At 48.8% G+C, this 24,270-nt stretch carries 21 protein-coding genes; 12 read left to right on the top strand and 9 right to left on the bottom strand.

All coding sequences use genetic code 11. The features are described from left to right. Positions 1-531 precede the first annotated feature (531 nt). The 3 genes from ribD to LPB400_RS10655 all read right to left on the bottom strand — a co-directional run bounded on the left by ribD (position 532) and on the right by LPB400_RS10655 (position 3,143). A complete protein-coding gene (gene ribD / locus LPB400_RS10665; protein ID WP_107792217.1) occupies positions 532-1,635 on the bottom strand; it encodes a bifunctional diaminohydroxyphosphoribosylaminopyrimidine deaminase/5-amino-6-(5-phosphoribosylamino)uracil reductase RibD in 1,104 nt (367 codons plus the stop codon). Between the two features lie 14 nt (positions 1,636-1,649). Continuing rightward, positions 1,650-2,102 (bottom strand): transcriptional regulator NrdR, encoded by a 453-nt coding sequence (gene nrdR, locus LPB400_RS10660; protein WP_070584707.1) that lies wholly within the window; start codon positions 2,100-2,102, stop codon positions 1,650-1,652. A gap of 198 nt (positions 2,103-2,300) precedes the next feature. Next, positions 2,301-3,143, bottom strand: coding sequence for a class II glutamine amidotransferase (locus LPB400_RS10655; protein WP_219088966.1), 843 nt, complete (start codon positions 3,141-3,143; stop codon positions 2,301-2,303). A gap of 283 nt (positions 3,144-3,426) precedes the next feature. Here LPB400_RS10655 and LPB400_RS10650 point away from each other — a divergent pair, with 283 nt between their 5' ends. From LPB400_RS10650 to LPB400_RS10640, 3 genes are all read left to right on the top strand, one after another. Then, entirely contained in the window at positions 3,427-4,167 is a 741-nt protein-coding gene (locus LPB400_RS10650) for a Slam-dependent surface lipoprotein (RefSeq protein ID WP_070460456.1), read from the top strand. A 106-nt stretch (positions 4,168-4,273) separates the two neighbouring features. Continuing rightward, positions 4,274-5,713, top strand: coding sequence for a surface lipoprotein assembly modifier (locus LPB400_RS10645; RefSeq protein ID WP_070460453.1), 1,440 nt, complete (start codon positions 4,274-4,276; stop codon positions 5,711-5,713). 237 nt (positions 5,714-5,950) lie between these two features. Continuing rightward, complete coding sequence (locus LPB400_RS10640) at positions 5,951-6,811, top strand: DUF6236 family protein (protein ID WP_070460452.1); 861 nt, start codon at positions 5,951-5,953, stop codon at positions 6,809-6,811. 140 nt (positions 6,812-6,951) lie between these two features. Here the strand turns inward: LPB400_RS10640 and LPB400_RS10635 are convergent, their stop codons facing one another. After that, a complete protein-coding gene (locus tag LPB400_RS10635; protein ID WP_070460450.1) occupies positions 6,952-7,788 on the bottom strand; it encodes a PHP domain-containing protein in 837 nt (278 codons plus the stop codon). A 60-nt stretch (positions 7,789-7,848) separates the two neighbouring features. Further along, positions 7,849-10,236, bottom strand: coding sequence for a penicillin-binding protein 1A (locus LPB400_RS10630; protein WP_070460449.1), 2,388 nt, complete (start codon positions 10,234-10,236; stop codon positions 7,849-7,851). Between the two features lie 153 nt (positions 10,237-10,389). Between LPB400_RS10630 and pilM the strand changes: the two genes are divergently transcribed. From pilM to aroB, 7 genes are all read left to right on the top strand, one after another. Beyond that, positions 10,390-11,481: a type IV pilus assembly protein PilM gene (gene pilM, locus LPB400_RS10625; RefSeq protein WP_039862505.1), complete on the top strand. Its 1,092-nt coding sequence runs from the start codon at positions 10,390-10,392 to the stop codon at positions 11,479-11,481. Positions 11,482-11,485: 4 nt separating this feature from the next. Next, positions 11,486-12,109: a PilN domain-containing protein gene (locus LPB400_RS10620; protein ID WP_070460446.1), complete on the top strand. Its 624-nt coding sequence runs from the start codon at positions 11,486-11,488 to the stop codon at positions 12,107-12,109. Continuing rightward, complete coding sequence (locus tag LPB400_RS10615; protein ID WP_070460443.1) at positions 12,109-12,780, top strand: type 4a pilus biogenesis protein PilO; 672 nt, start codon at positions 12,109-12,111, stop codon at positions 12,778-12,780. The genes LPB400_RS10620 and LPB400_RS10615 overlap by 1 nt, the downstream gene beginning before the upstream one ends. Positions 12,781-12,795: 15 nt before the next feature. Beyond that, positions 12,796-13,338, top strand: a complete 543-nt coding sequence (locus LPB400_RS10610) for a pilus assembly protein PilP (RefSeq protein ID WP_070460442.1) — start codon at positions 12,796-12,798, stop codon at positions 13,336-13,338. 20 nt (positions 13,339-13,358) lie between these two features. Continuing rightward, entirely contained in the window at positions 13,359-15,491 is a 2,133-nt protein-coding gene (gene pilQ / locus LPB400_RS10605; protein ID WP_219088963.1) for a type IV pilus secretin PilQ, read from the top strand. A gap of 132 nt (positions 15,492-15,623) precedes the next feature. Further along, entirely contained in the window at positions 15,624-16,136 is a 513-nt protein-coding gene (locus LPB400_RS10600; protein ID WP_283122435.1) for a shikimate kinase, read from the top strand. Positions 16,137-16,158: 22 nt separating this feature from the next. Continuing rightward, entirely contained in the window at positions 16,159-17,238 is a 1,080-nt protein-coding gene (gene aroB / locus LPB400_RS10595) for a 3-dehydroquinate synthase (RefSeq protein WP_219088959.1), read from the top strand. A gap of 130 nt (positions 17,239-17,368) precedes the next feature. Here aroB and LPB400_RS10590 read toward each other — a convergent pair whose 3' ends face one another. The 4 genes from LPB400_RS10590 to LPB400_RS10575 all read right to left on the bottom strand — a co-directional run bounded on the left by LPB400_RS10590 (position 17,369) and on the right by LPB400_RS10575 (position 21,176). Next, positions 17,369-18,682, bottom strand: a complete 1,314-nt coding sequence (locus LPB400_RS10590) for a sensor histidine kinase (RefSeq protein WP_219088957.1) — start codon at positions 18,680-18,682, stop codon at positions 17,369-17,371. A 29-nt stretch (positions 18,683-18,711) separates the two neighbouring features. Beyond that, positions 18,712-19,389 (bottom strand): response regulator, encoded by a 678-nt coding sequence (locus tag LPB400_RS10585; RefSeq protein WP_070460434.1) that lies wholly within the window; start codon positions 19,387-19,389, stop codon positions 18,712-18,714. Positions 19,390-19,534: 145 nt separating this feature from the next. Then, positions 19,535-20,101 carry an NADPH-dependent FMN reductase gene (locus tag LPB400_RS10580; RefSeq protein ID WP_049328898.1) on the bottom strand — a complete coding sequence of 189 codons (567 nt, stop codon included), beginning with the start codon at positions 20,099-20,101 and terminating at the stop codon, positions 19,535-19,537. A gap of 109 nt (positions 20,102-20,210) precedes the next feature. Beyond that, positions 20,211-21,176, bottom strand: coding sequence for an IS30 family transposase (locus tag LPB400_RS10575; protein WP_219088846.1), 966 nt, complete (start codon positions 21,174-21,176; stop codon positions 20,211-20,213). A 144-nt stretch (positions 21,177-21,320) separates the two neighbouring features. Here LPB400_RS10575 and LPB400_RS10570 point away from each other — a divergent pair, with 144 nt between their 5' ends. Beyond that, complete coding sequence (locus LPB400_RS10570; protein ID WP_219088955.1) at positions 21,321-22,748, top strand: MFS transporter; 1,428 nt, start codon at positions 21,321-21,323, stop codon at positions 22,746-22,748. Positions 22,749-22,818: 70 nt separating this feature from the next. Continuing rightward, positions 22,819-24,231 (top strand): D-alanyl-D-alanine carboxypeptidase/D-alanyl-D-alanine endopeptidase, encoded by a 1,413-nt coding sequence (dacB, locus tag LPB400_RS10565; RefSeq protein ID WP_219088953.1) that lies wholly within the window; start codon positions 22,819-22,821, stop codon positions 24,229-24,231. The last annotated feature ends 39 nt before the right edge of the window (positions 24,232-24,270 follow it).

Raw genomic sequence — 24,270 nt, 5'->3', positions numbered from 1 at the left:
CCCGATGCCTGAGTTGTTTGCTGCAACCGCATAGCCATAGCCGGCTGCCGTATCGTGTGAAGCCTTAAAACCATACTTATAATTACATTAGACGGAATCATAAGCACTTATCTGATTCGTCTCAATCAAAAAAGTTTAACGGTCGTTCAGACGGCCTGTAAGGTATGAAAAAGGTATTTTTGAATATTGAATTTTTAGAAATTACACTCAACCAAATGTTTTAATTTTAAATATCTCTTTGTCAAATGCATGGTTCATGAAATTAAACTACCGTTTATGCCGTTTAAAACCCTTCTAGAATAAAAACTTTTAACAAATTTTCATGGTTTAACTTATCTTAATAATTCATTCTTTTGTGATGAAAAAAAGGAAAATTTGTCGACAATCAGCTCGAGGATAGTTAACTTAAGTCAAAGTTTTAAATTGGAATACGTTATAGTCATTATAATATTTCGGCGAAAAACACATTTATTGCCATGCAAATGATAGATAGATTCTATTGAAAATGGTTTAATTATCAAGCTGAGGCAATTAGGTGGATTTTTTCCGGAGAACCCATTTAATGTCCTGCCCGATGATTTCTACTGATTGACTTTGCCAAGGGCCGTCTGAAAGCAGGACGGCCGGATTTTCAGGAATGGAGAAAAGAGGTTTGCCTGCGCCTAATAGTTTCGGCGCTTGGTAGAGGACGATTTCATCCACCAAGTCATCCTTCAGGAAGGCTGAAGCAAGTGTTGAGCCGGCTTCTACCAGAACTTCGCCAAAGCCAAGCTCTGCCAGTTGCGGCATGAGTGAAAGAAGATTGATGCGACCGTTGATGTGTTCAGACGGCCTGATGATGCGGATATGTTCAAATGCACTCAGAGCCTGCAAACGTTGTTCGTCTGAGGAAAGGGTAACGATAACGGTCGGGCTTTCGGTATCGGTCACGAGGTGGCAGTCCAAAGGGATTTGCAGTCGGCTGTCCAAGACGATACGCGCAGGTTGACGTAGGGTGGGGAAGCTGCGAACGTTGAGTTTCGGGTTGTCGGCAAGTACGGTACCGATACCGGTCAAAACGGCGCAACTTTCGGCACGGAGAATTTGTACGTCTTCGCGTGCCGCTTCGCCGGTAATCCAAAAGCTGCGGCCGTCTGAAAGAGCGGTTTTGCCGTCCAAACTGGCAGCGCATTTGAGGCGGACAAACGGTCTGCCGCGTTCGATACGCGACAGGAAACCGCGGTTGAGTTCGCGCGCCTGAGCTTCCAGCAAACCGCTTTCTGTACGGATTCCGGCGGCTTCCAGCATGGATAAGCCTTTGCCTGCGACCAACGGGTTAGGGTCGGTCATGGCGGCGACTACGCGCGTTACGCCGGAATGAACCAGCGCTTCGGCGCACGGTGGTGTACGGCCGTAATGGCTGCAAGGTTCCAGCGTGACATAGGCTGTTGCGCCTTTTGCCGCCGCTCCGGCCTGCCTTAACGCGTGAACTTCAGCGTGCGGCTCGCCTGCTTTGACGTGGAAACCTTGTCCGATGATTTGGGCGCCGTGTGCAATCACGCAACCGACGCGGGGATTGGGGGAAGTAGAAAACCGCCCAAGCTTGGCCAGCTCGAGGGCGGTTTGCATCATTTGGGTATCAAGTGCGGAAAACATGGTTTCAGACGGCCTTATTTGGCTTTGCATTCGGCGATGACTTGGGTGAATTCGGAAACGTCTTTAAAGCTTTTATAGACGGACGCGAAGCGGACATAGGCAACTTGGTCGATTTTTGCCAGCTCTTCCATCGCCATTTCGCCGACGATGCGCGAAGCGACTTCTTTTTTGCCCAAACGGTAGAGGCGCTGCTCGATAAGGGCAACGGTTTCATCGATTTGTTCTTGTGTGACAGGGCGTTTGTGCAGCGCGCGCTCAAGGCTGGTTTGCAGTTTGTGCGGATTGAAGGGAACCCGTGTGCCGTTGGATTTGATGACTTGCGGCATCCGCATTTCAACGGTTTCAAAGGTGCTGAAGCGTTGTCCGCATTCCAAGCATTTGCGACGGCGACGGATGCTGTTGGTGTCTTCCAGCCATCGCGAGTCGGCTACTTGTGTATTGGGGTGTTGGCAAAACGGGCACTTCATCGGGTTTCCTTGTCATACGCTCGGCAAGGTCGCTAAGCAATTGAATTCATTGTTTGTGACCTATTATTGTAGCGGATTGCGCTATTTTCGTATAGTAAACGCTTTGACTATGGATTAAGTATAAAAAGGCCGTCTGAAAGGGCAACTTTGGCAAAGTTGCCCTTTCAGACGGCCTTGAGTTTTTCAGTCAATCAACCGTTAAACCGATACGCCGACGGCACGGGCGATTTCCAAACCTTCTTCCGCGCTCATATAAACCGGATTTTCGGGGCGGTCGCTGCGGACGATATCACCGTCTTGAAACATTACCAATTCATTGACTGCCAACTGCGACCAAGTTTCGTCACGCGTCAGGGGCAGGGTGGCGATGACGGAGACCTTGTCGTTTGGCGTGGTTACTGTGGAAAAATCGACCATCACATCATCGTCCAGCAGACGCGCTTTGCCAAACGGGGCTTTGCGCACGATGTAGTGCAGTAAGGTACTGGCGTGGGCAAACAGGCAGTCGCCGTTGGACATGACGAAATTGAACAACCCATAGCGGCGGATTTCATGGGTCAATCCGGCGATGGCATCAAACAAAACTTCAGGTTCGGGTTTTGTGGCAAAGCGGCTGCGCAGGCGATTGAGGATAAAGCAGAATGCGCGTTCGGAATCGGTTGAGCCGACGGCATGGTAGTACTCGCCCTGCTCGGGGTAAAAATCAATCAAATGGCCGTTGTGTGCAAACAGCCAATATTCGCCCCACATTTCGCGCATAAAGGGATGAGTGTTCGCCAATGAAGTCTGGCCTTGTGAGGCCTTGCGGATATGGGCGATAACGTTTTCAGATTTGATTTGGTAGGCGCGTACCAAATCGGCAACAGGAGAGTTGGCGCTGGGTTTGTCGTCGTGAAACAAGCGCACGCCTTTGCCTTCAAAGAAACCGATGCCGAAACCATCGGCATGGTGGTCGGTAATGCCGCCTCGACGGCGGAAGCCTTCAAAAGAAAACATGATGTCTGTGGGAGTGTTGCAATTCATGCCGAGCAGTTGGCACATGGCGTTAACCTTTTTTCCGAGTATTTATAGGGTCATTATGGTGTATCGGGCAGGCAGTTTCAATATATTCTTTGCCGTTTTAGGGTAGGTGATACAGGCTGTATCGAATTAAAAATAAAGAATTTCGCTTTGTAGGGGATTGTTAGGATATTTACTAATTCTGTGCTAACACTTCCCCTATAAAATGCTTTGCAGAACAAAAAGACCTCCTCACATAACGATATGTTCTACTCACAACGAAACATAATTTTCCCCACCATCGTTTTACCTCAAGGAGTGTTCAATGAAACTGAATCTGCAAAAAACCACCGCTGCTGTTTTGGCTGTTGTGTTCAGCGTAGGCGCATTTGCAGCTAATAATGCCTATAACCCATTCGAGTATGGCTACAAAAATCACAAATACGGCAAAAAATGGGGCAAGCCTGCATCTGAAGCCGAAGGCGAAAAAGTGATGAAACACGCTGCCTACCGTTCAGGCGTGTACTACACCAACGTAAACCGTATGCCTGGCAATGCAGACCGCAATGGCGTGAAAACCGTACAGGTTAACGACGCATATACCCGTCAAAACCTCGGCCGCTATGCGTTCAACACCATCAAGAGCGGTGACTCTGAAGTATACTACGGTGAGTGGGTCGGTAAAGAATACGCTAAAGGCTCTAACCGCGGCGTTTTCTACTCCGGCGACAAACGCGCTACCTCTATGCCTGTATCCGGTGTAGCCAACTACGCAGTTAAAGGTATCAATAACTACACCGGCAACAACCCGATGGTTGGTACTTTGCGCGCAGACTTCGGTCAACGCGTCTTGACCGGTTCTATGAAAAATAACGCTGTACAGATGGACATCCATTCCCGCATCAAGCCATCCAGCGCATCATTTGAAGGCTACGCTCGCGCCAACGGCCACTTCGGTAAAACCGAAGGCCACTTCTTCGGCAACGGTGCAAGCGCGTTGGCCGGTGTTGCCAAATTTAAGACCGACCGCAATCTGGATACGGCATACGGCGGCGTAAAACGCTAAAATCTGTCTTTAAGTAAAATAAAGCCTGCCATCCGCAGGCTTTTTTAAACACTTGCTTCCAAATTTCTCAAGGTCGTCTGAAACTTGCGACCGGAAAGCCGATCCCATGTACAAACCGTCTGCCTGCCTGATTCTGCTTCTTTCTGCTCCCGTCCTTGCCGCGCCGCGTTCTGATTTTTCAGACGACCGCACCGCGCAACGCCTGTGGCAGGATACCCGCCAAACCATGCAGGAGCAGGAACAAAAAGTGCGCGAATATCATCTCGATATTTCTGCTCCGCATACCGGGAAGACAGCCGAGAGCGACTCCGAAGCCGACCAAGGCGAGGCACTGTTTAATGCTGTCAACCGCAGCGATTGGCAAACCGTTCGCCCTCTGCTGGAGCGTTATACCCAGCAAACCGAATACGATCCCGATATCGCTTCGTTTGCCCGTGCTTCTCTTGCACGAGGCGAAGGTAAGTGGAAAGCCGCCAAACAAGAATACGAAACCCTGTTGCAACGTCATCCCGATTTTACACGCGGACGGCTTGATTACGCACGCCTGCTTTTTGAAGGCCGTCTGAACCGCGAAGCATCTTCTGAATTTGTACACCTTCAAAACGAAGACTTGCCTGAAGCCGTCAAAGAAAACATCGCCCATTTCCAAGATGCCTTGAACCAGCGTCAAAGCTGGAAAGGCAGCCTCTCCGTCGGCGCCGTCCACAATAGCAACATCAACGAAGCCAGCGGCAAAGTGTGGTGTAAAACCGAAATCGACGGCGAATGTTGGGAAGAATTTTCAGGCGACAAACCCATTTCCGCCAACGGCATCAAATACGAAGCCGCCGCCGTCCGCCGCTGGCAGGTTAAAGGACACCACGGCATTGCCGCTCGCGCGCTCGGCTATGGCCGCTTCTACCGCGACCATAAAGATTTCAACGAACACACGCTCAACCTCAGTGCAGGCTATCAGTTTGAAAACCAGCGCCACACTTTCGCCTTCGCACCACTTGTCGAATGGAATGGCAGCGGCAGCAAAACCCTCAACCGCGCCTATGGTGTGCGCAACGAATGGAACCTCGACAAGGGCGATTGGACATGGAACACGGAAGCTGAGTGGAAACACCTTTCTTATGCAGACAAAACCCGTTTGCTCGACGGCAGCCTCCTCTCCGTTTACAACACCTTGTCTTATTTTCCGCGCAACGACCTGATGCTCTACGGTGGCATAGACTGGCAGCAGCGCAAAACGAAAGACCCTGTGGACAGCTATCGCCAAATTTCCGCACGGCTGGGTGCGGCAAAAATGTTTGAAGCCGGTTTCGACGTTTCCGTGTCTGCTACCTTCGGCATCCGCAGCCATAGGGAAGAGAATGCCGTCCTCGAACAACGCCGCCGCGACAAAGAACAAACCTACCGCCTCAGCATAGGCGCTGACCGCTGGAAATTCGCCGGCCTTAAGCCCGTCCTCAGCTATAAACACCGCCGCGTTAACGGCAACACCGACTGGCTGTACAGCTACAAACAAAACGAAGTCGGTTTGTCACTGGTGAGGTCGTTTTAACTTGCGGTAAACAGAAATAAAAATGCACAGGCCGTCTGAAAGTATTTTTCAGACGGCCTGTGCATTTTTATTTCTGTTGTTATGATTTTACTTAGAGAAGGGAGTATATTATAGTTATACAGTATTTTTATGTTATTTTTATTTATTGCAAATATGGATTTTATATCTAAATATTCAAAATTTGTTACTCTTTGAGTTAAATATTGGAGATAAGAAGTGAAGAAGCGTGGAATTATTATGGCACCTCCTGTCGAGGTTAATGGTAATACGATCATTGGGGGTGGAGTTGATTTAGAACAGGAAATTAGAATGGCACTGTTTTTTTGGGATAAAATCATTTTACCTAATAATAATATGTTCTATATGAGTTATTCCAATATAGGTGATGTTAATTTACTTCAAAATGAAAAAATTCTAACAATTGAAGAAGTATGGTTAACAGGAAGTTATTCGGTAAATGAAGATTTCTTCTTGAATATTCAAGAAGAAATTTTTAATAATTATAATCATAAAGGTACAGAGTATCTCTGGAGTTTGCAACAATTACATAAAGATTTGTCTTTTAAAGCTTCTAAAAACATAAGGAAAACTCTTCAAAGGACGATTGAATTTGAACTATATAAAGCTATTCCTATTCCACAAAGATCTATACCTCTTGAAGAAATTTTAAATTTCAAAGAAAAATATAATGATGAATTAATAATGTTGCGTTTATGCTTAAGTGCTATGTATGATGAAATAATTAGTTCTCCTGATCAAATATTTACTCAGAATACAAAGATGTTGCAACTAGAAAAAGCAATTTGTGATTTACATAAATCAATGGACTCACATAAGGTAATGAAAAACAAATGTCTGGTTAGTCATAAAATTGTATTAAGAGCAGATTTTTCAGATTTGGTTGGATCCATCTCGGCAGCTTATGGATTCTATGAAGGGATGAAGAATCTTGGAGTATCTCAATATTTTTCTGCGTTTTTGGCGTCAGTGGGTGCCTTTATAAAAATAGGAATTAAAAGAAATGAAATAATTGAGGATATTCCTAATGAATTAAAAGATTATGCATATATTTCTAGAATAGAGAATGAGTTTGCCTAACACATTGCTTAAAAACGATACATGTCAGTTGAGGGAGTTTTATGAGGTATATTTGATTATTGAATTTACTTATGTAAATTGTGTAGATGCTGTGTCTCTGTTTATAGATAGATAAGCTATTTACAAAAATATGAAAAAATTCAGACGGCCTTAAAGTGTTCCCAGACAGGACGGCATTGTTCGGGTAGGTCGGGACAGGCGCCGAGTATGCCGCCGCTGAAGTCGTTGGGGCGGTGGAAGTCGCTGCCTGCGCTGGCGAGAAAGTCGAAACGGTCGGCAAGCAGGGCATAGTTGAGGCGGTCGTTTTTGCAGCAGTTGCCGCTGTGCACTTCAATTCCTGCGCCGCCGAGATTTTTAAATTCTTGAAAGAGGTTTCGTTTGGCGGTGGCGGATAATTCATAGCGCATCGGGTGGGCGATAATGGCCATGCCGCCCGCGCCTGTAATCGCGACTACGCAGTCTTCCAGTGTGGCCCATTCATGTCTGACGGAACAGGATTTGCCGTCGCCCAGATATTTGGTAAATGCCTGCTGTTTGTTTTTAACATGGCCTTCGCGAATGAGGAATTCGGCAATGTGGGTACGGCTGGCCATTTCTTTGTTGGCGGCCAATGCCAGCGCGCCTTCATACGAGCCTGTTATGCCTTTTTTCTCCAGTTTGGCCGCGATGGCTTCCAATCGTTTTAGACGGCCTTTGCGGACTTCGGCAAGCAGGTTTTGCAGGGCTTCGTTGTGTTCGTCAAAGTCCAAACCGACAATGTGGATGGTGCGGCCGCGCCAAGTGACGGATATTTCCACGCCGTTGACGAAGGGGAGGCCGAGGGTATCGGCTTCGGCACGTGCTTCGGCAAGTCCGCCGGTATGGTCGTGGTCGGTCAGGGCGAGCAGGGTGCAACCGTTTTGAAGGGCGAGTCGGACGACTTCGGTTGGGGAAAGCATGCCGTCTGAAACGGTTGAATGGCAGTGTAAATCAATCATGGTTTTGCTTTGAATTTTCTCAAAAAAGGCCGTCTGAACGTTTCAGACGGCCTTGATTTGTTAGAACAGAGAGTCCAGTTGTTGTCTGTTATTGTTGCCGGTATTGCTTGGCAGAACTGGGGTTTCGTCTAATTCTTCACGGGCTGGCGCATTGCCGCTCTCGGTACGGCGGCGGTTTTCATTCGGAACGGCACGATGGGCAGGACGCGGAGCAACGCCGCTGTTGTCCAAGGCCAGGTCGGAGCTGGTGGTCATGCGTTCGCGCATATACACTTCGCCGCCGTTTGTAACCACGCCTTCAGGTGCTTTCATCGGTTTGACGCTGGTGCCTTTCAGGGCGAAGCGCATGTATTCTACCCAAACCGGTACGGCGATTGTACCACCGTAACCTGCACGACCCATGCTGCGCGGTTTGTCAAAGCCGATATAGACGGCAGTCACAACGCTAGGGTTGAAGCCGACAAACCATGCGTCTTTGTTGTCGTTGGTGGTACCGGTTTTACCGGCGATGTCGGCGCGGCCGAGTGCGGCTGCACCGCGTGCGGTACCGACACGGACAACGTCTTGCATGATTTTGTACATGATGTAGGCGTTGCGCGGGTCAATGGCCTGAGGTGCGTTCTCACCGGCTACCAAAGGTTGCATTTGCGCTCTCAGACGGCCTTGGCTGTCGTAGATTTTGTCGATGACGTGGGCAGATACTTTGTAACCGCCGTTGGCAAAGACGCTGTAACCTTCTGCAATACGCAACGGTGTGGTTTCGCCTGTACCCAAAGCCATAGACAGGCTAGCAGGGATTTCAGACGGCTTGAAGCCGAAGCGTTGGATGTATTGTTGCGCGTAGCCGATGCCGATAGACATCAGGATGCGGATGGACACCATGTTTTTCGAAGCGGTCAAAGCCTGGCGCAGCGTGATGTAACCGGAATAGCGGCCGTCTGAATTTTTCGGGTTCCACACTTTGCCGTTTGCACCTTTGCCCGGCAGGGAAATCGGCGCATCGTTAATCATGGTGGAGGCAGTCATGCCTTTTGCCAAAGCGGCGGAATAAACAAACGGTTTAAACGTAGAGCCGGGTTGGCGCATGGCTTGAGTTGCGCGGTTGAAGGTTTTGCTGTGGTAGTCGTAGCCGCCGACCAATGCGCGGACTGCACCGGTTTTCGCATCTAAAGACACCAATGCGCCTTGCAGCAAAGGCTCTTGAACGACGGTAAAGGTATCGCCGCTGCCTTTAACGCGGATGACGGAGCCGCGGCGGATGCGGTCTTCGCCCATTTTTTCGTTGTTGACGGCACGGGCGGCAAAGCCTAAAGCGTGGCTGTTCAGCGTCACTTTACGTCCGCTTGGCAACTGAATCTGTACACCTTTACGGGAGGCTTCCAATACAACTGCAGGAATCATCTTATCGACGGTGTAAAGTGTAGAAAGATATTGGCTGACGGTTTCTTCTACGTTGTCGCTTTTGCTCAGGTCGATGTAGTTTTCTGCACCACGGTAGCTGCTGCCACGGTCGAAGTTGCGCAGAACTTTACGCAGGGCTTCGGTAGCGACGCGTTGGTGTGCGGTATCGACTGTGGTATATACCTTGAAACCTTGAGTGTAGGCATCTTCACCGTATTTTTCAAACAGCTCCTGACGTACCATTTCGGCAACGTACAGGGCGCTTTGATCGATGTTTTGTACAAAACGCTCGTAATGCAACTCTTCTTTCAAAGCCTGATCGCGTTGCTGCAGGGTAATCATGCCTTCTTCCAGCATATTGTTCAGAATATAAGCCTGACGCAGTTTGGCACGCTCAGGGTTCACAATCGGGTTGTAGGCAGAAGGTGCTTTAGGCAAGCCGGCCAACATGGCGGCTTCGGCCAATGTTAATTCGTTAACATTTTTGTTGAAATAAATTTGGGCGGCGGAGGCAAAACCATAAGCACGTTGACCCAAATAGATTTGGTTGAAGTACAGCTCCAAAATCTTATCTTTGCTCAAAGACTGCTCGATTTTGTAGGCCAACAGGGCTTCGTTGAATTTACGGGTGAACGAACGCTCGCTGCTCAGGTAGAAGTTTTTGGCAACCTGCTGCGTAATCGTACTGGCACCGGATTGAACGCCGCCGGCCATGACGTTGCCGATTGCGGCACGCGCCACACCCCAAACGTCCACGCCCCAGTGGTCATAGAAGCGTTTGTCTTCGGCGGCAATCACGGCATCTTTCAAAATTTTCGGGAAGTCGCCGATTTTGGTAAATTCACGCCGTTGTTCGCCGTAAACGCCAATGACTTGGCCGTCTGAAGAATAAATCGTCAGCGGCATTTTTGGTTTGTAGTGTTGTAAAGAGTCCAAAGACGGCAGTTTTGGATAGGTTACCAAAATTGCAATTGCAATCAGACCTACACCAAAAAGAGCCAGTCCTAATAAGAGACCCATGCAGGTCGTTATAATCTTTTTAATCATGACTAGGTAATAATTTTGCCATTAATGGCGATAAATAAAGTAAAATGGGAAACGATTTCTATCAGCCACAGTCAATACTGTGTAAAGAATAAGAAGTCCTTTACGGATAACGAAACAGTTACTCACTCCTAAATGATACAGGGAAGTCAAATCATGCGCTTATTTAAAAGCACGAAAGATACCAAAACAGGCAAGGCTTCTAGCGGATTGAACAACCGCTCTGCCATCGGCGTCGACATCAGCCAACATGCCATTAAGATGGTACAACTGACAGGCCGTAGTTTAAACCAAATTCAGCTGGAAAAATACGTTATTACCAAATTGCCTAAAAATATTGTCAAAGGCAACAAAATTCAAGACTACGATCAGCTTGCTACTTACATCCAACATACTTACACACAATTACGCAGTTCTTGCAAAAATATTGTTGCTGCCGTGCCACAAAATTTGGCGACAGTCGAGCAAATTATTTACAACCCGCGTGATACCGATTTGGACTTGGAAGAGTTTATCGAGGCGGAAGTCGGCCAATTTGCGCCTATTGAAGAAATGAACTACGACTTTCAAGCTGAAGAAGTCGGTTCGGGTCAGCATGTTTTAGCTGTTGCCGCCAAAAAAGACGATGTCGAGCCACGCATTGAAATGTTTGAAAATGCCGGTCTGCCTTTGTCTGCTTTGGACTTGGACTTGCTGGCGCAACGCAATGCCTTTGTCTATTGGATGAATACGCATGCTCCCGAAATGGCAGAGGAAAAAGTTGCCGTGTTCGGTATTCATGCGACTCAAATGTATGCCCTGATTCTGCAAAACGGCCGTATCCTCTACAAACAAGAAACACCGGTCAGTACAGAGCAGCTCAATCAGCTGATTCAGCGTACTTATCAGGTAACGGAAGAAAAAGCCGCTCAAATGATGGCTTCCCAAAACAAGCCTTCCGACTACCAGTCTCAGATTGCCGACCGTTTTAATGTGCAGGTTGCACAAGAAGTTCAGCGTGTCCTGCAATTTTACTATACCACGCAGGCCACTGATTCTTTTCACAATATCAAACACATCCTGCTGACCGGCTTTACCGCGCAGCAGGCAGGTTTGGCAGAAAGCATTTTCTCGCAAACCAATACGCCAACAGAATATCTGCATCCGATTTCATATGTGGAACGCAGTGCAAAAGTAGAATTGCCGCAGTTTCAAATTGATGCGCCGTCACTGACTTTGGCGTTCGGATTGGCATTAAGGGGACTTTGAGAACATGATCGAATTAACCAGAATCAACCTTCTCCCATATCGGGAAGAGATTAAACAGCGCAAGCAGCAGCAATTCAAAATATTGATGCTTGGCGCTTTTGCAGTAGGTTTGGGCTTGGCGGCCGCTACCTATCTTGGTATTGACAGCGCCATCAGCAATCAAGAAGGCCGCAACAACTTCCTGCAAACCGAAATCGACAGACTTGATAGAGAATTGGGCGAAATCGATAAACTTCAGCAAGAAAAAGAAGCCTTCTTGGCCAAAAAACTGAAAGTTGAAGAGTTACAGGAAAAACGCTATCAAGCGGCCTATATCCTTGATTCTTTGAATACACTTACGCCCGATAATACTTATTTGACCGCGTTGGAAGCCGAAAGTCCGACCAGCTATAAAATCAGCGGTCATGCCATCAGCGACAATAAAATTGCCGTTATGATGCGCTCCTTGCCAAGTACAGGTATTTTCTTGCAGCCTGAATTGTTGAGCATTAAAAAAGTAGATAACTACCAAGAATTTACTTTGAAATCTTCAATCAACCAAGTGAATACGCCGGCTCCTGCACCAACTGCCCAAAGTAGCGGTGAAATGGCCGAACCTGTGGCAGAACCTGCTCCGGAGGCTCAATAATGGCATCTAAAAACCTGAAACAATTGGACGTACAAAACCTGTACCTGCTTAATATGCCTTCAAAACTTTTGCTGGCAGGTTTATTGATTGTCGGTATGTTGGCTTTGGGCTATGTCGGCGTATTTAAAGATCAGATTGAAACTTGGAATACGCAGGAAGCTAAAGAAGAAGAACTGAAGGAAACCTTTACGCGTAAAAGCATTCAGGCAGCAAGCTTGAATAATCTGAAGGCTGAATTGGCTTCGATTCGTTCTGCATTTGATGTGTTGTTGAAACAACTTCCGACCGACGCGGAAATTCCGAATCTGATTCAAGAGCTGCATCAGGCAGGTTCAACCAACGGATTGCGTTTGGACAGCGTTGCACCGCTCCAACCTGAAAACGATGGTCCGATTCAAAAACTGCCGTATCAGATTTCCATCACAGGCAAATACTCACAGATCAGCCAATTTACCCGTGATGTAGGCGATTTGTCGCGCATTATTACTTTAGATTCTTTAAAACTCGTGAACGCAGGCGAGGACAAAGAAGGCAAAGGCAATAAAGGCGAATTGACATTGAGCGCGATTGCGACGACTTACAAAGCACGTCCGGCCGAAGAGATTGCTGCCGAATTGGCTGCGCAACAGGCACAAGAAGAAGGCAAACCTGCCGAGAATGAGCAAAAATAAAAGAATAGGGAAATCATGAAAAAAATCATCTTACTCTTAAGTCTTCTTCCCTTGGCAGCCTGTACGCAAAGCTATGAAGATTTGACTCAATGGATGACGCAAACCCGTCAGGAAGCAAAATCCAAGATTATTCCGTTTGAAGAGCCGACGGTTACATTGCCTAAGCCGTATAGCCCGCCGAACTTTAAAGGTATGAATGCGTTTGATTCACGCCGTTTGGACACTGCCCCTAAAGGCGGTAATGCGCCGGATGTGAACCGTCCGAAAGAAACATTGGAAGCCTTCAGTTTGGAAAATATGGCCTTTGTCGGAACGCTGCAAAGCGGCGGCAAAGTTTCCGGATTTATCAAGGTCAAGGACCATGTTTATACCGTTTATCCCGGAAACTACATCGGTCAGAATTACGGCAGAATCCAAAGTATTACCGAAGATAAAATTATCTTAACCGAGCAAGTTGAAGACAGCTACGGCAACTGGGTGTACCGAAAGGCCGAATTGCCATTGAGCAGTAAAGAGGCAGATTCTTCCAATAGTTCAGATAGTTCGAATTCAAATTAATTTAGGGGTCTCACTCGATTATGAAAACCAAGCACATGACAAAATTATTTGCCGGCTTCAGCGTTGCCCTCGCTGTTCAGACGGCCTTTGCAGGCAATATTACCGATATCAACGTTTCCACTTTGCCTGACAACCAAAAAATCATCAAAATCCGTTTCGACAAAGACGTCACCACACCTCATGGTTTTGTAACATCTACTCCGGCGCGTATTGCATTGGATTTTGCCAACACCAATATCCGTTTGCCAGAGCCTGTTTTGGAATATGCCGACCCATTGCTGAATCAAATTACTGCGGCGCAAAACAATGACCGAGCACGCGTGGTTTTGGGTTTAAACAAAATCAGCCAATACAATACTGAGATTCGCGGCAACGAAGTTTGGGTATTTGTAAACGAATCTACTGATCAAACCAATGCTGCTGTTGCAAATGAACGTGCGGCTACGCCGTCTACCGCGCGCGCTGCTCAGACTTATCAAGCTGTTTCAGCAGCCAATATCGATTTCCGCAAAGGCGTACGTAATTCCGGCATTATTGAATTGTCCGCCCCAGGTTTCAGCGGGCAGCCGGACATTAAACAGCAGCGCGACCGCGTGGTTGTGACCTTGAAAAACCATACGCTGCCGACACAAGCGCAACGCAGTTTGGATGTGGCTGACTTCAATACCCCTGTACAAAACGTTACGCTCAAACGTATTGGCAATTCTACCCAGCTCATTATCCGCAACAATAATGCGAATTGGGACATCAATACCAAAGCTTCTTCCGGCCGTTTTGTATTTGAAGTATCACCTAAAGCCGCCAATACCGAATCCGGCGGCTTAAACCAAAATACAAACAAATCGTTCAAAGGCCGTAAAATTTCTTTGGATTTCCAAGATGTAGAAGTTCGTACCATCTTGCAGATTTTGGCAAAAGAATCCGGCGTGAATATTGTTGCCAGCGATACCGTCAAAGGCACCATGACCCTGTCCCTGAAAGATGTACCTTGGGATCAGGCTTTAGACTTGGTTATGCAGGCGCGTAATTTGGATATGCGCCGTCAAGGCAACATCATTAATATTGCGCCTCGCGATGAATTGTTGGCAAAAGATAAAGCCTTCTTACAGGCTGAAAAAGAGATTGCCGAATTGGGTCCGCTGTATTCTCAAACCTTCCAGTTGAAATACAAAAACGTGGAAGAATTCCGCAAAATTCTGCGTCTGGAAGAATACGACAGCAATAACTCCAATACCCGCAACACTCTGTTGAGCAACCGAGGCAGCGCCTTAATTGATCCGGCCACCAATACGCTGATCGTGACCGACAACCGTGGCGTGATTGAGAAATTCCGCAAACTGATTGATGAATTGGACGTTCCAACCCGTCAAGTGATGGTGGAAGCGCGTATTGTGGAAGCAGAAGATACCTTCTTCCGCAACTTGGGCGTTAAATTCGGTTCCGGTGGTGCAAGTGGCCGTAACGCATGGGGCAGCAACTGGAGCAATGCACAAACCAACTACAATACCAATGCCTCATTTAACCGTGGCGACGTAGGCTACCGCACATGGACTTTAGATCCGAATGTCAGTCTGCCGACCGCAGCCGCAGTCAACAGCATTGCGCTGGTGCGTGCGTTCTCGTCCGGCGCATTGGGTTTGGAAATCAGCGCGTCTGAAGAACAAGGTAAGAGCAAGACCATTTCCAATCCGCGCGTGCTGACACAAGACCGCAAAGAAGCCAAAATCGAATCCGGTACGGAAATTCCTTACCAAGAGGCTTCTTCCAGCGGTGCAACTTCGATTACCTTCAAGAAAGCTGTTTTGGGTTTGACCGTAACGCCGAACATTACGCCTGACGGTCAAATCATCATGACTGTGAAGATTAATCGCGATACCCCGATCGACTGTACCGTGGATTCTCTGACAACCAAGTGTATCAACACCAAACACTTGAATACCCAAGCCATGGTTGAAGATGGCGGCACGCTGATTGTCGGCGGTATTTACGAAGAAGAAAGCACCAATGCAGTGAACAAAGTACCTGTTTTGGGCGATATTCCTGTTGTCGGCAATCTGTTCAAATCACGCGGCAAACGTGAAAACCGCCGTGAGCTGTTGATCTTCATCACGCCGCGCATTATGGATAATGTGGGTAACAATCTGCGTTACTGATTTTTAAAATGACAAACAGGCATATCTGCAAAGGTATGCCTGTTTTGGTTTTCAGACGGCCTGAGACGAAAAGGCCGTCTGAAAAACGACGAACTTTTCCACGAAACCACCATATCGTATAAAATGACCCACATGGAAAAAATCAACGGTAATTTAATTTTAATCGGGCTGATGGGCGCGGGTAAAACCACTTTAGGCAAGCAGCTTGCCCAAATGTTTGAATGCCCGTTTTACGACAGCGACTACGAAATCTGCACTTCTTCAGGCGTATCCATTCCGACTATTTTTGAGATGGAAGGGGAGGAAGGCTTCCGCAACCGCGAAACCAATATGCTGAAGAAGCTCGCTTCCCGGCGCAACATCGTTTTATCGACTGGTGGCGGCTCCGTGTTGCGCAGTGAAAACAGACAGATTTTGCGCCAAAACGGTATGGTTGTTTATCTGCATGCCAGCCCCGAAACCTTGCTGGAGCGTACCCGTTACGACAGCAACCGGCCGCTGTTGCAAGTTGCCGACCCTTTGGCCAAACTGCAAGAGCTGTATGATCAACGCGATACGCTGTACCGTCAAACCGCCCATCTCGTCATCGAATCCGACAGCTGCCACAAAACGCTCAAACGCCTGATGCAGGCTTTAGGCGAATAAACACGCTTTGCAAAGGAACATCATGCGCACCCTGACTGTCCAAACCCCGTCCCATCAATATCCCATCTTTATCGGGCATAAACTGATTGAGCAGGCCGATACGCTGCTTCAGCCCTATTTAGGCAAAAAAGCAGCCATCATTACCAACGAAACCGTTGCGCCGCTTTATCTCAAACAGCTTCAGACGGCCTTAGACAGACTGGGCATGCCGCATTTCAGCATCATCCTTCCCGACGGCGAAGAATATAAAAACTGGCAGACGCTCAACCTGATTTACGATGGCCTGATGCAAAACCGTGCCGAGCGCAAAACCACTTTAATCGCTTTGGGCGGCGGTGTGATAGGCGATATGGTCGGCTTTGCCGCGGCGACTTATCAGCGTGGCGCACCTTTTATCCAAGTGCCGACCACATTGCTCAGCCAGGTTGATTCCTCGGTTGGCGGTAAAACCGCTATCAACCATCCGCTCGGTAAAAACATGATTGGCGCGTTCTACCAGCCGCAAGCCGTTTTAGCCGATTTGACCGCCCTGCAAACGCTGCCGCAACGCGAGCTTTCTGCAGGTATGGCGGAAGTCATCAAATACGGCGCATTGGGCGATGCTGAATTTTTTGCTTGGTTGGAAGAAAATATGGCCGACCTGATGGCGCAACATCAAGAAAAAATGGCAGAAGCCGTTTATCATTGCTGCAAAATGAAGGCCGATATTGTTGCCCAAGACGAAACCGAGCAGGGCATCCGCGCATGGCTTAATCTCGGCCACACTTTCGGCCATGCCATCGAAGCCGAAATGGGTTACGGCGTATGGTTGCACGGCGAAGCCGTTGCCGCCGGTTGCGTCCTTGCTTCCCGTTTGTCGCAAATGTTGGGCAAAACCCAACAAGCCGATACCGACCGCATTGCCGCTTTAATGGAAGCCGCTTCCCTCCCGTCTGCGCCGCCTGTTTTCTCCTTTGAAAAATGGATTGAACACATGAGCCACGACAAAAAAGTCAGCAGCGGCATCATGCGTTTTGTCGGTTTGGAATACTTGGGCAAAGCCAATATCACCGAAATTACCGATATGGAAATCCTCCGCCAAACCTTGCAGCCGTATTTGTGAAGAATGAATGAGGTTTGCTTTAAAATATAAAAAAGACCGTCTGAAAGGTATTTTCAGACGGTCTTTGGTTTTAAAACGTTTTCATTTATCGGGTTAAAGCTAGATAAATCAATTTGAGCGGGTCGATTATTTAAAGCGTCTTTTTATCCAACTCGGCAATAATCAACAAGCCGCTGTCAAAGCGTCGGCAGTCGGCCAGTTTCAGACGGCCTTGATGGCGTTTGACAATAGTGTTTGCGATGGAAAGCCCCAGGCCGGTGCCTTGTTGTTCGGTGCCGAGAATGCGGTAGAAGGGGTCGATAACGCGTTGGCGTTCGCTTGGGGGAATGCCGGGGCCGTCGTCTTCCACCCAGATGTTGAGGTATTCGGCGGTTTCATCAAAGCCCAAATCGATGCGGCCGCCTTTGGGGGTATAGCGGATGGCGTTGTCGGTAAAGGTTTTGATGAGGGTGTAGATTTCGGTGTCGTCGGCGTGGATTTGGCAGTCGTTTTCAACGGCGACGCCGATGTCTTGACCTTTGGCCAGCGCCAGCGGCATGAGTTCCTGCAAGACGCGGCGGAACTGGTTTTGCAGGCTGATCAGGGTTTTGGGGCGTTGGGTTTCGGGTGCTTGGGCGCGTGCGAGGGAAAGGAGTTGCTCGAGCAGGTGGCGGTTGCGCTGTATGCTTTGTTGCAACAGGGCGGACTGCTCGCGTGCTTCGGCGGACAGCTGCATATTGTTGAGCCGCTCTGCCTGAAGGGAAAGGGCAGTCATAGGGCTGCGCAATTCGTGTGCGGCATCGGCGATAAAGCGTTGCTGTTGGCGGACGTTTTCATCGGTACGTTGCAACAGATTGTTGATGGCGACGACAAAGCCTTGGATTTCGCTGGGAATGTTTTGCGTGTCCATCGGCGAGAGGTCGTTGATTTGGCGCTGTTCCAAATCGTTGGACAGGATTTTGACAGAACGCATGGCGCGGTGGGTAATCCAGACGGTGAGCAGGATAATCAGAGGCAGGGCGAGGAGCATGGGGAGGATGCTCTGCACGGCGGCCATTTCGGCCAGCTCTTCGCGATAGTCGCTTTCCTGCATGACGGCGATGCGGCCTTGCTTGGTATTACGGGTATAAACGCGGTAGTAATCGTCGTCGTCATCGGCCTGAATGGTGTGCAGGCCGTCTGAAATCTGCTTAGGCAGGCTGACAATGGGGTTGGGCGTATTGGGAAATTGAACGGAAATCTTGTTGTCGTTGTCGAGCGAGTGATTTTCGTCATCGGCATCACTCGGATCGAGATAGTTCGCGACTTGGCGCAACAGGTCGTCTTGAACCTCTTGGGTCTCGTGATAAGTATCGTAATATGAAAATATGCCTGCAAGAATGGAGAGGGGCAGGAGCATACAGATCAGGGCGAGGCTGATCTTAACTTGCAGGGATTGTTTGATGGTGTGGATAAGGCGTTGCATGGTTTGTGTGTTGATATTGTTGTGGTTTTTCAGACGGCCTGGTTGTTTTGTGCAACCAGCCAGCCAACCCCGCGGACGTTTTGAATTGCTTCTTTGCCGAGTTTTTTGCGTAAGGCGTGAATCAGGAAGTCAACGGCGTTGCTTTCGACTTCTTCGCCCCAGCCGTAAATTTTGTCTTCCAAATCGCTGCGCGACAGAATCATGCCCGGACGCAGCAGCAGGGCTTGGAGGACGGCAAATTCTTTGTTGCTGAGCATGATGGCCTGTTCCTGCCCGACCACTTCCGCCTGATGGGTGGAAGGGTTGAGCGTGATGATGCCGTTGCTCAGCAGCGTTTGCGCCTGTCCGCCGTGTCGGCGCAATACGGCGCGCATACGGGCTTGCAGTTCCGCCATGTCGAAGGGTTTGACGATGTAGTCGTCTGCGCCGCCGTCTAGGCCGTTGAGCCGGCTGTGCAAATCGTCGCGCGCGGTCACGATTAAGACGGGAACGGTACAGCCGCCGTTGCGGATTTGCGCCAATACGTCCAAACCGTCTTTACCGGGCAAACCCAAATCCAAGAGCAGCAAATCGTATGCTTGCGCCGCCACTGCTGCGGCAACTTCCGAACCGCGGCTGACCCAATCGACAGCGTAGCCGGTGTCTTTCAGATTGGCACTGACGGCTTGGGCAATCATGGCATCGTCTTCAACCAATAATACGCGCATGGAAGTTCTCCGGAGGATGGGTGGATAGTGATTATAACTGCACTCAATTAGTAAAAATTTAGGAACTATTGAAAAACTGATTTTTTGCAAAAGATGAGGCCGTCTGAAATTCGGTTTTCAGACGGCCTGTATGCTTCAATCCCGATTATTTAGGGTTTTTCTCAATCAAGGCAACCAATTGGTCGATATAGCCTTGAACAAAGCCGCGCGCGGATTCGATGAGCTGGCCGTTGTCGTCAAACAGGGTAGGCGAGTTGCCGAGGAACACTTCCGGCTGGCCGGTCAGCGGCATATCGAAATACGAAAGGGCAAGGCGCAGATTTTTTTGCGCGCTATAGCCGCCCATTTTACCGACAGAATGGCTGATGATGCCGGCCGGTGTTTTCTTCCAGGCAACATCGGCATTGGGTTTGGAACCGATGTCGATGGCGTTTTTCAGGCAGGCGGGGACGGTACGGTTGTTTTCGGAAGTCACGAACAATACGCCGGCAGAGGCTTTGATGGTTTCACGGAACTCGGTATAGCTGGACGGAGTGGGGAAGTCGGTAACGGCAGGATCGTCGTAGTCGAAGTTGTATAAAGGCAAATGGCCGATTTCGACGATTTGCGCTTCGTAGCCTTCGGGGAACATGGAAATGACGTTTTGTGCGATTTTTCGTGCAAACGAGCCTTTACGCAGACTGCCGACTAAGATGCTGACTTTCTTTGACATGTTTTTCTCCTGTTTAATAATAAAAATGAAAACGATTCTAAATTTTAGTGTTGTCTGGGGATGCGGTCAAGGGTTCAGACGGCCTTGGATTCGGATTTCAAGTGCAACACTAGTGTATTAGTGGTTGGAACAGATTCAAGAATAAAACACTTGGCGTTTCGTAGCCAAGTGTTTTTCTTGGTCGGTGGTTCAACTCATCTTGAACCCTGCGTATCTCCCGATCACTGATGTTGCGGAAATCGGTTTGTTTGGGGAAGTATTGCCGGATGAGTCCGTTGGTGTTCTCATTCAGCCCTTTCTCCCAAGAATGGTAAGGGCGGCAAAAATAAGTCTCCGCTTTCAATGCTTTGGTTATTTTGGTGTGTTGGTAGAACTCTTTGCCGTTATCCATGGTGATGGTGTGCACTCTGACTTTATGAACCTTTAATGCCCTAACGGCTGCCCGGGCAGTGTCTTCGGCTTTTAAGTTCTTCAATTTGCAGATGATGGTGTAGCGGGTAACGCGTTCGACCAAGGTCAATAATGCGCTTTTCTGGCCTTTGCCGACGATGGTGTCGGCCTCCCAATCGCCGATACGGGATTTTTGGTCGACGACGGCGGGTCGGTTTTCTATGCCGACACGGTTGGGTACTTTGCCTCTGGTCCATGTGCTGCCGTAGCGTTTTCGGTAGGGTTTGCTGCATATTCTGAGATGTTGCCACAAAGTGCCGCCGTTGCTTTTGTCTTGGTGAAGGTAGCGGTAAATGGTGCTATGGTGGAGCGTGATTTGGTGGTGTTTGTGCAGGTAGCCGCATATTTGTTCGGGACTAAGTTTGCGGCGGATAAGGGTGTCTATGTGTTGAATCAGCTGCGAATCGAGCTTATAGGGTTGTCGCTTACGCTGCTTGATAGTCTGGCTTTGCCGCTGGGCTTTTTCGGCGCTGTATTGTTGCCCTTGTAAGCAGTGCCGCTTGATTTCTCGGCTGATGGTGCTTTTGTGGCGGTTAAGCTGTTTGGCGATTTCGGTGAGGGTGCAGTGGCGGGATAGGTATTGGATGTGGTATCGTTCGTCTTGGGTCAGTTGTGTGTAGCTCATGGCAATCTTTCTTGCAGGAAAGGCCGTATGCTACCGCATACTGGCCTTTTTCTGTTAGGGAAAGTTGCACTTCAAATCCGAATCCGCTGGCCTGTCAAAATGGTTTATGCTAAAATAACGGTTTTGCTGATATTTCAAATTATTATGCACGCTTCTGATTTGCAAGAGGGCGAAACGGCACACGAATACTACGCCGATAATCCCAACTTTCCTGCTAAAACCATTGTCGCCACCTTATTCATCGGCGCATTTTTCGGCTATCTCAACGACACGCTGCTGAATGTCGCGCTCACGCCGATTATGAAGGATTTCGGTGTCGATAAGACCACGGTTCAATGGCTGACGACGGGATTTTTGCTGGTTATGGGGGCATTTACGCCGATTACGGCAGGCGTGATTCAATGGTTTGAAACGCGCAAAATGGTGCTGTTTACGCAGGCAACGTTTTTAGCAGGCTCGCTGATTTGTGCGTTTGCACCGACGTTTGGTGTATTGGTGGTCGGGCGTATGGTACAGGCAGTGTCTGCCGCGTTTTTCGTCCCGCTTCTGTTTAACGGCGTATTGTCGATTTTCCCGCCCAACAAGCGCGGAACGGCGATGGGCGTGATTACCATGATGTTTACCGCCGCGCCCGCAATGGGGCCGACGCTGTCGGGCATCATCATCGACCATACGCATTGGCGCGTGCTGTTCGGCTTTACCGCGCCGTTTATGTTGGCGGCGATGGTGCTGGTGGGCAAATATTTGACGGTCAATTTGAGCAACATCAACCGTCCGAAAATTGATATGTTGTCGGCTGTGCTGTCGATTGCGGGCTTCGGCGGGTTGGTTTATGCGAGCAGTAATTGTGCCCATATACCGCTGCTGGAATTTATCCTGCTCTTTGCCGCTTCCGTTGTACTGGTGGGTTGGTTTGCGCACCGGCAGTTCCGTTTGGCTACGCCGTTGTTGAACCTTCGTGCGTTTGAATACAAACAGTTCAGATATTGCGTTGTGATTTTGGCCGGTGCGGTATTCCTGTTTTTGGGCTTGGAGCTGATGGTACCGATGTACACGCAGCAAGTGTTGATGCTGACCGGTACGGCAACCGGTCTGATTCTGATGCCTGCCAGCATTGCCCAAGCGGTTGCCGCGCCTTTGTTCGGCAAATTGTTGGACAAAAAGGGTGGACGTTTTGTCGTCTTGCCAGCAACAGTGATGCTGGTGGTGTCGCTGGCAGTATTGTGGCTGTTTTTGCGGATTGATACGCAAGTGGTGATGTTGACGGCGATGTTTACGCTATTGGCGCTTTCCGTGTCTGCTTGTGTAACCGGCGAAACCCATGGTCTGAACGCGTTGCCGAAAACGCTCAATTCGCACGGTGCGGCGATTCTGACCACCATCAACCCGATTGCCGGTGCCATCGGCGCGGCGTTTTTCGTCGGTGCGACCAATATCGGCGAGAAACTTTCCAGCGCAGATATGCCGCAACAGGCAATGTTGGACGGTATCCATTTGGCGATGGGTTGCGCTTTGGTTGTCGGTGTTGTGGTCGTCATGTTTGCTTTGCGTTTGAAAGCGCATCAGAAATAAATAAAAAGGCCGTCTGAAACGTTCAGACGGCCTAAGTACCTCGTAAGAATTTATAAGATTTTGTAACACAATGAAGTTGAAAAGCATTTTATCAATCAGCCTGATGATGGCGGTTTGTCCATCATGGGCTTTGGATTTCGGACGTATTCCTGAAAACGAGATTTCTGTTTATGTGCAGGAATTGGACAGCGGCAAAGTGATTGCCGAACACCGTGCCGATGAATTGCGCAATCCTGCTTCGACCATGAAGCTGGTAACGGCGTTTACCGCGTTTCGTATGCTGGGCGGCGATTATCGTTGGAAAACTGAGTTTAAAACCAACGGCTCAATCAAAGGCGATACGTTGAAAGGCAACGTGTATTGGGTGGGGAGTGGCGATCCTGTGTTTGACCAGCATGATCTGGTTCAAATGCAGCAACAGATGCGCGATAAGGGCATACGCCATATTGATGGGCATCTGATACTTGACCGCAGCCTGTGGGGCGATGTGAAGAATCCGGATGATTTTGCTTCCGATTCTGCCGAAAGCTTTATGACGCCGCCCGACCCCAATATGTTGGCGTATAAAACCGTTGAACTTCGTGCTGAAAAAGAAGAAGACGGAAGCTTGGTCATCCGTACCAATCCGCCGCTGCCGAATCTGAACATTCAAAACAAATTGACGCTTGAGAATAAAGAAGGGAAGTGCAGTGTTTTAAAAAACCACATGAAGACTTCCTATAAAAACAATACGCTGACCGTGTCGGGCAAGCTGCCGGAAAGCTGCTTGGGACGAGAACTGTATCTGAATATGTACAGCATGAAAGAATATGTCGGCAAAAGTTTTGTGAACCAATGGCGTCAACAAGACGGCACGGTTTCAGACGGCCTGATGACAGGTGTCGCGCCTCATGATGCGCATGTGTTGGCAAGTCATCTATCCAAACCGCTTACCGATATCCTCACCGATATGAACAAGCATTCCAATAATCTGATTGCCCGTTCGGTTTTCCTTAAATTTGCCGGAAACATGCCTGATTACAAGCTGGCGCAGACTAAGGCCGCGTCTATCGTAAAAAGCGAGCTGGCGGTTGCCGGTATCAATACGGAAGGGCTGGTGTTGGAAAACGGCTCAGGCCTGTCCCGCGTCGAACGGCTCAATGCGCGCATGATGGCGCAAATATTGGAAAAAGCCTACTTCAGCCCGTTTAAAAACGAGTTTATCAGTACGCTGCCGATTGCCGGTAAAGACGGCACGCTTAAAACACGCTTGAAACAGCCCGGTGAAAACTTACGCCTTAAAACCGGTACGCTTAAAGATGTCCGCGCACTGGCAGGGTATTGGTTGGGCGAAAAGCCGTTGCTGGTTGTCGTCATTATCAACAGCCAAAAATCAACCGATTATTTACGCGACTTGGATAAGCTGGTGTCTAAAATTGTTCAGCCAGGTGGTGAACATTGGATTGATGCTAAGGCCTCCTACATGATTAAGTATCAGGCTTGATAAGCTAAAAAAGGCCGTCTGAAACTGTATTGACGTTTT

It is taken from the genome of Neisseria perflava, from assembly GCF_019334725.1.
Classification (GTDB): domain Bacteria; phylum Pseudomonadota; class Gammaproteobacteria; order Burkholderiales; family Neisseriaceae; genus Neisseria; species Neisseria subflava_A.
Note: the sequence above shows the minus strand (reverse complement) of the source record. Positions and strands in the feature narration are given on the sequence as shown.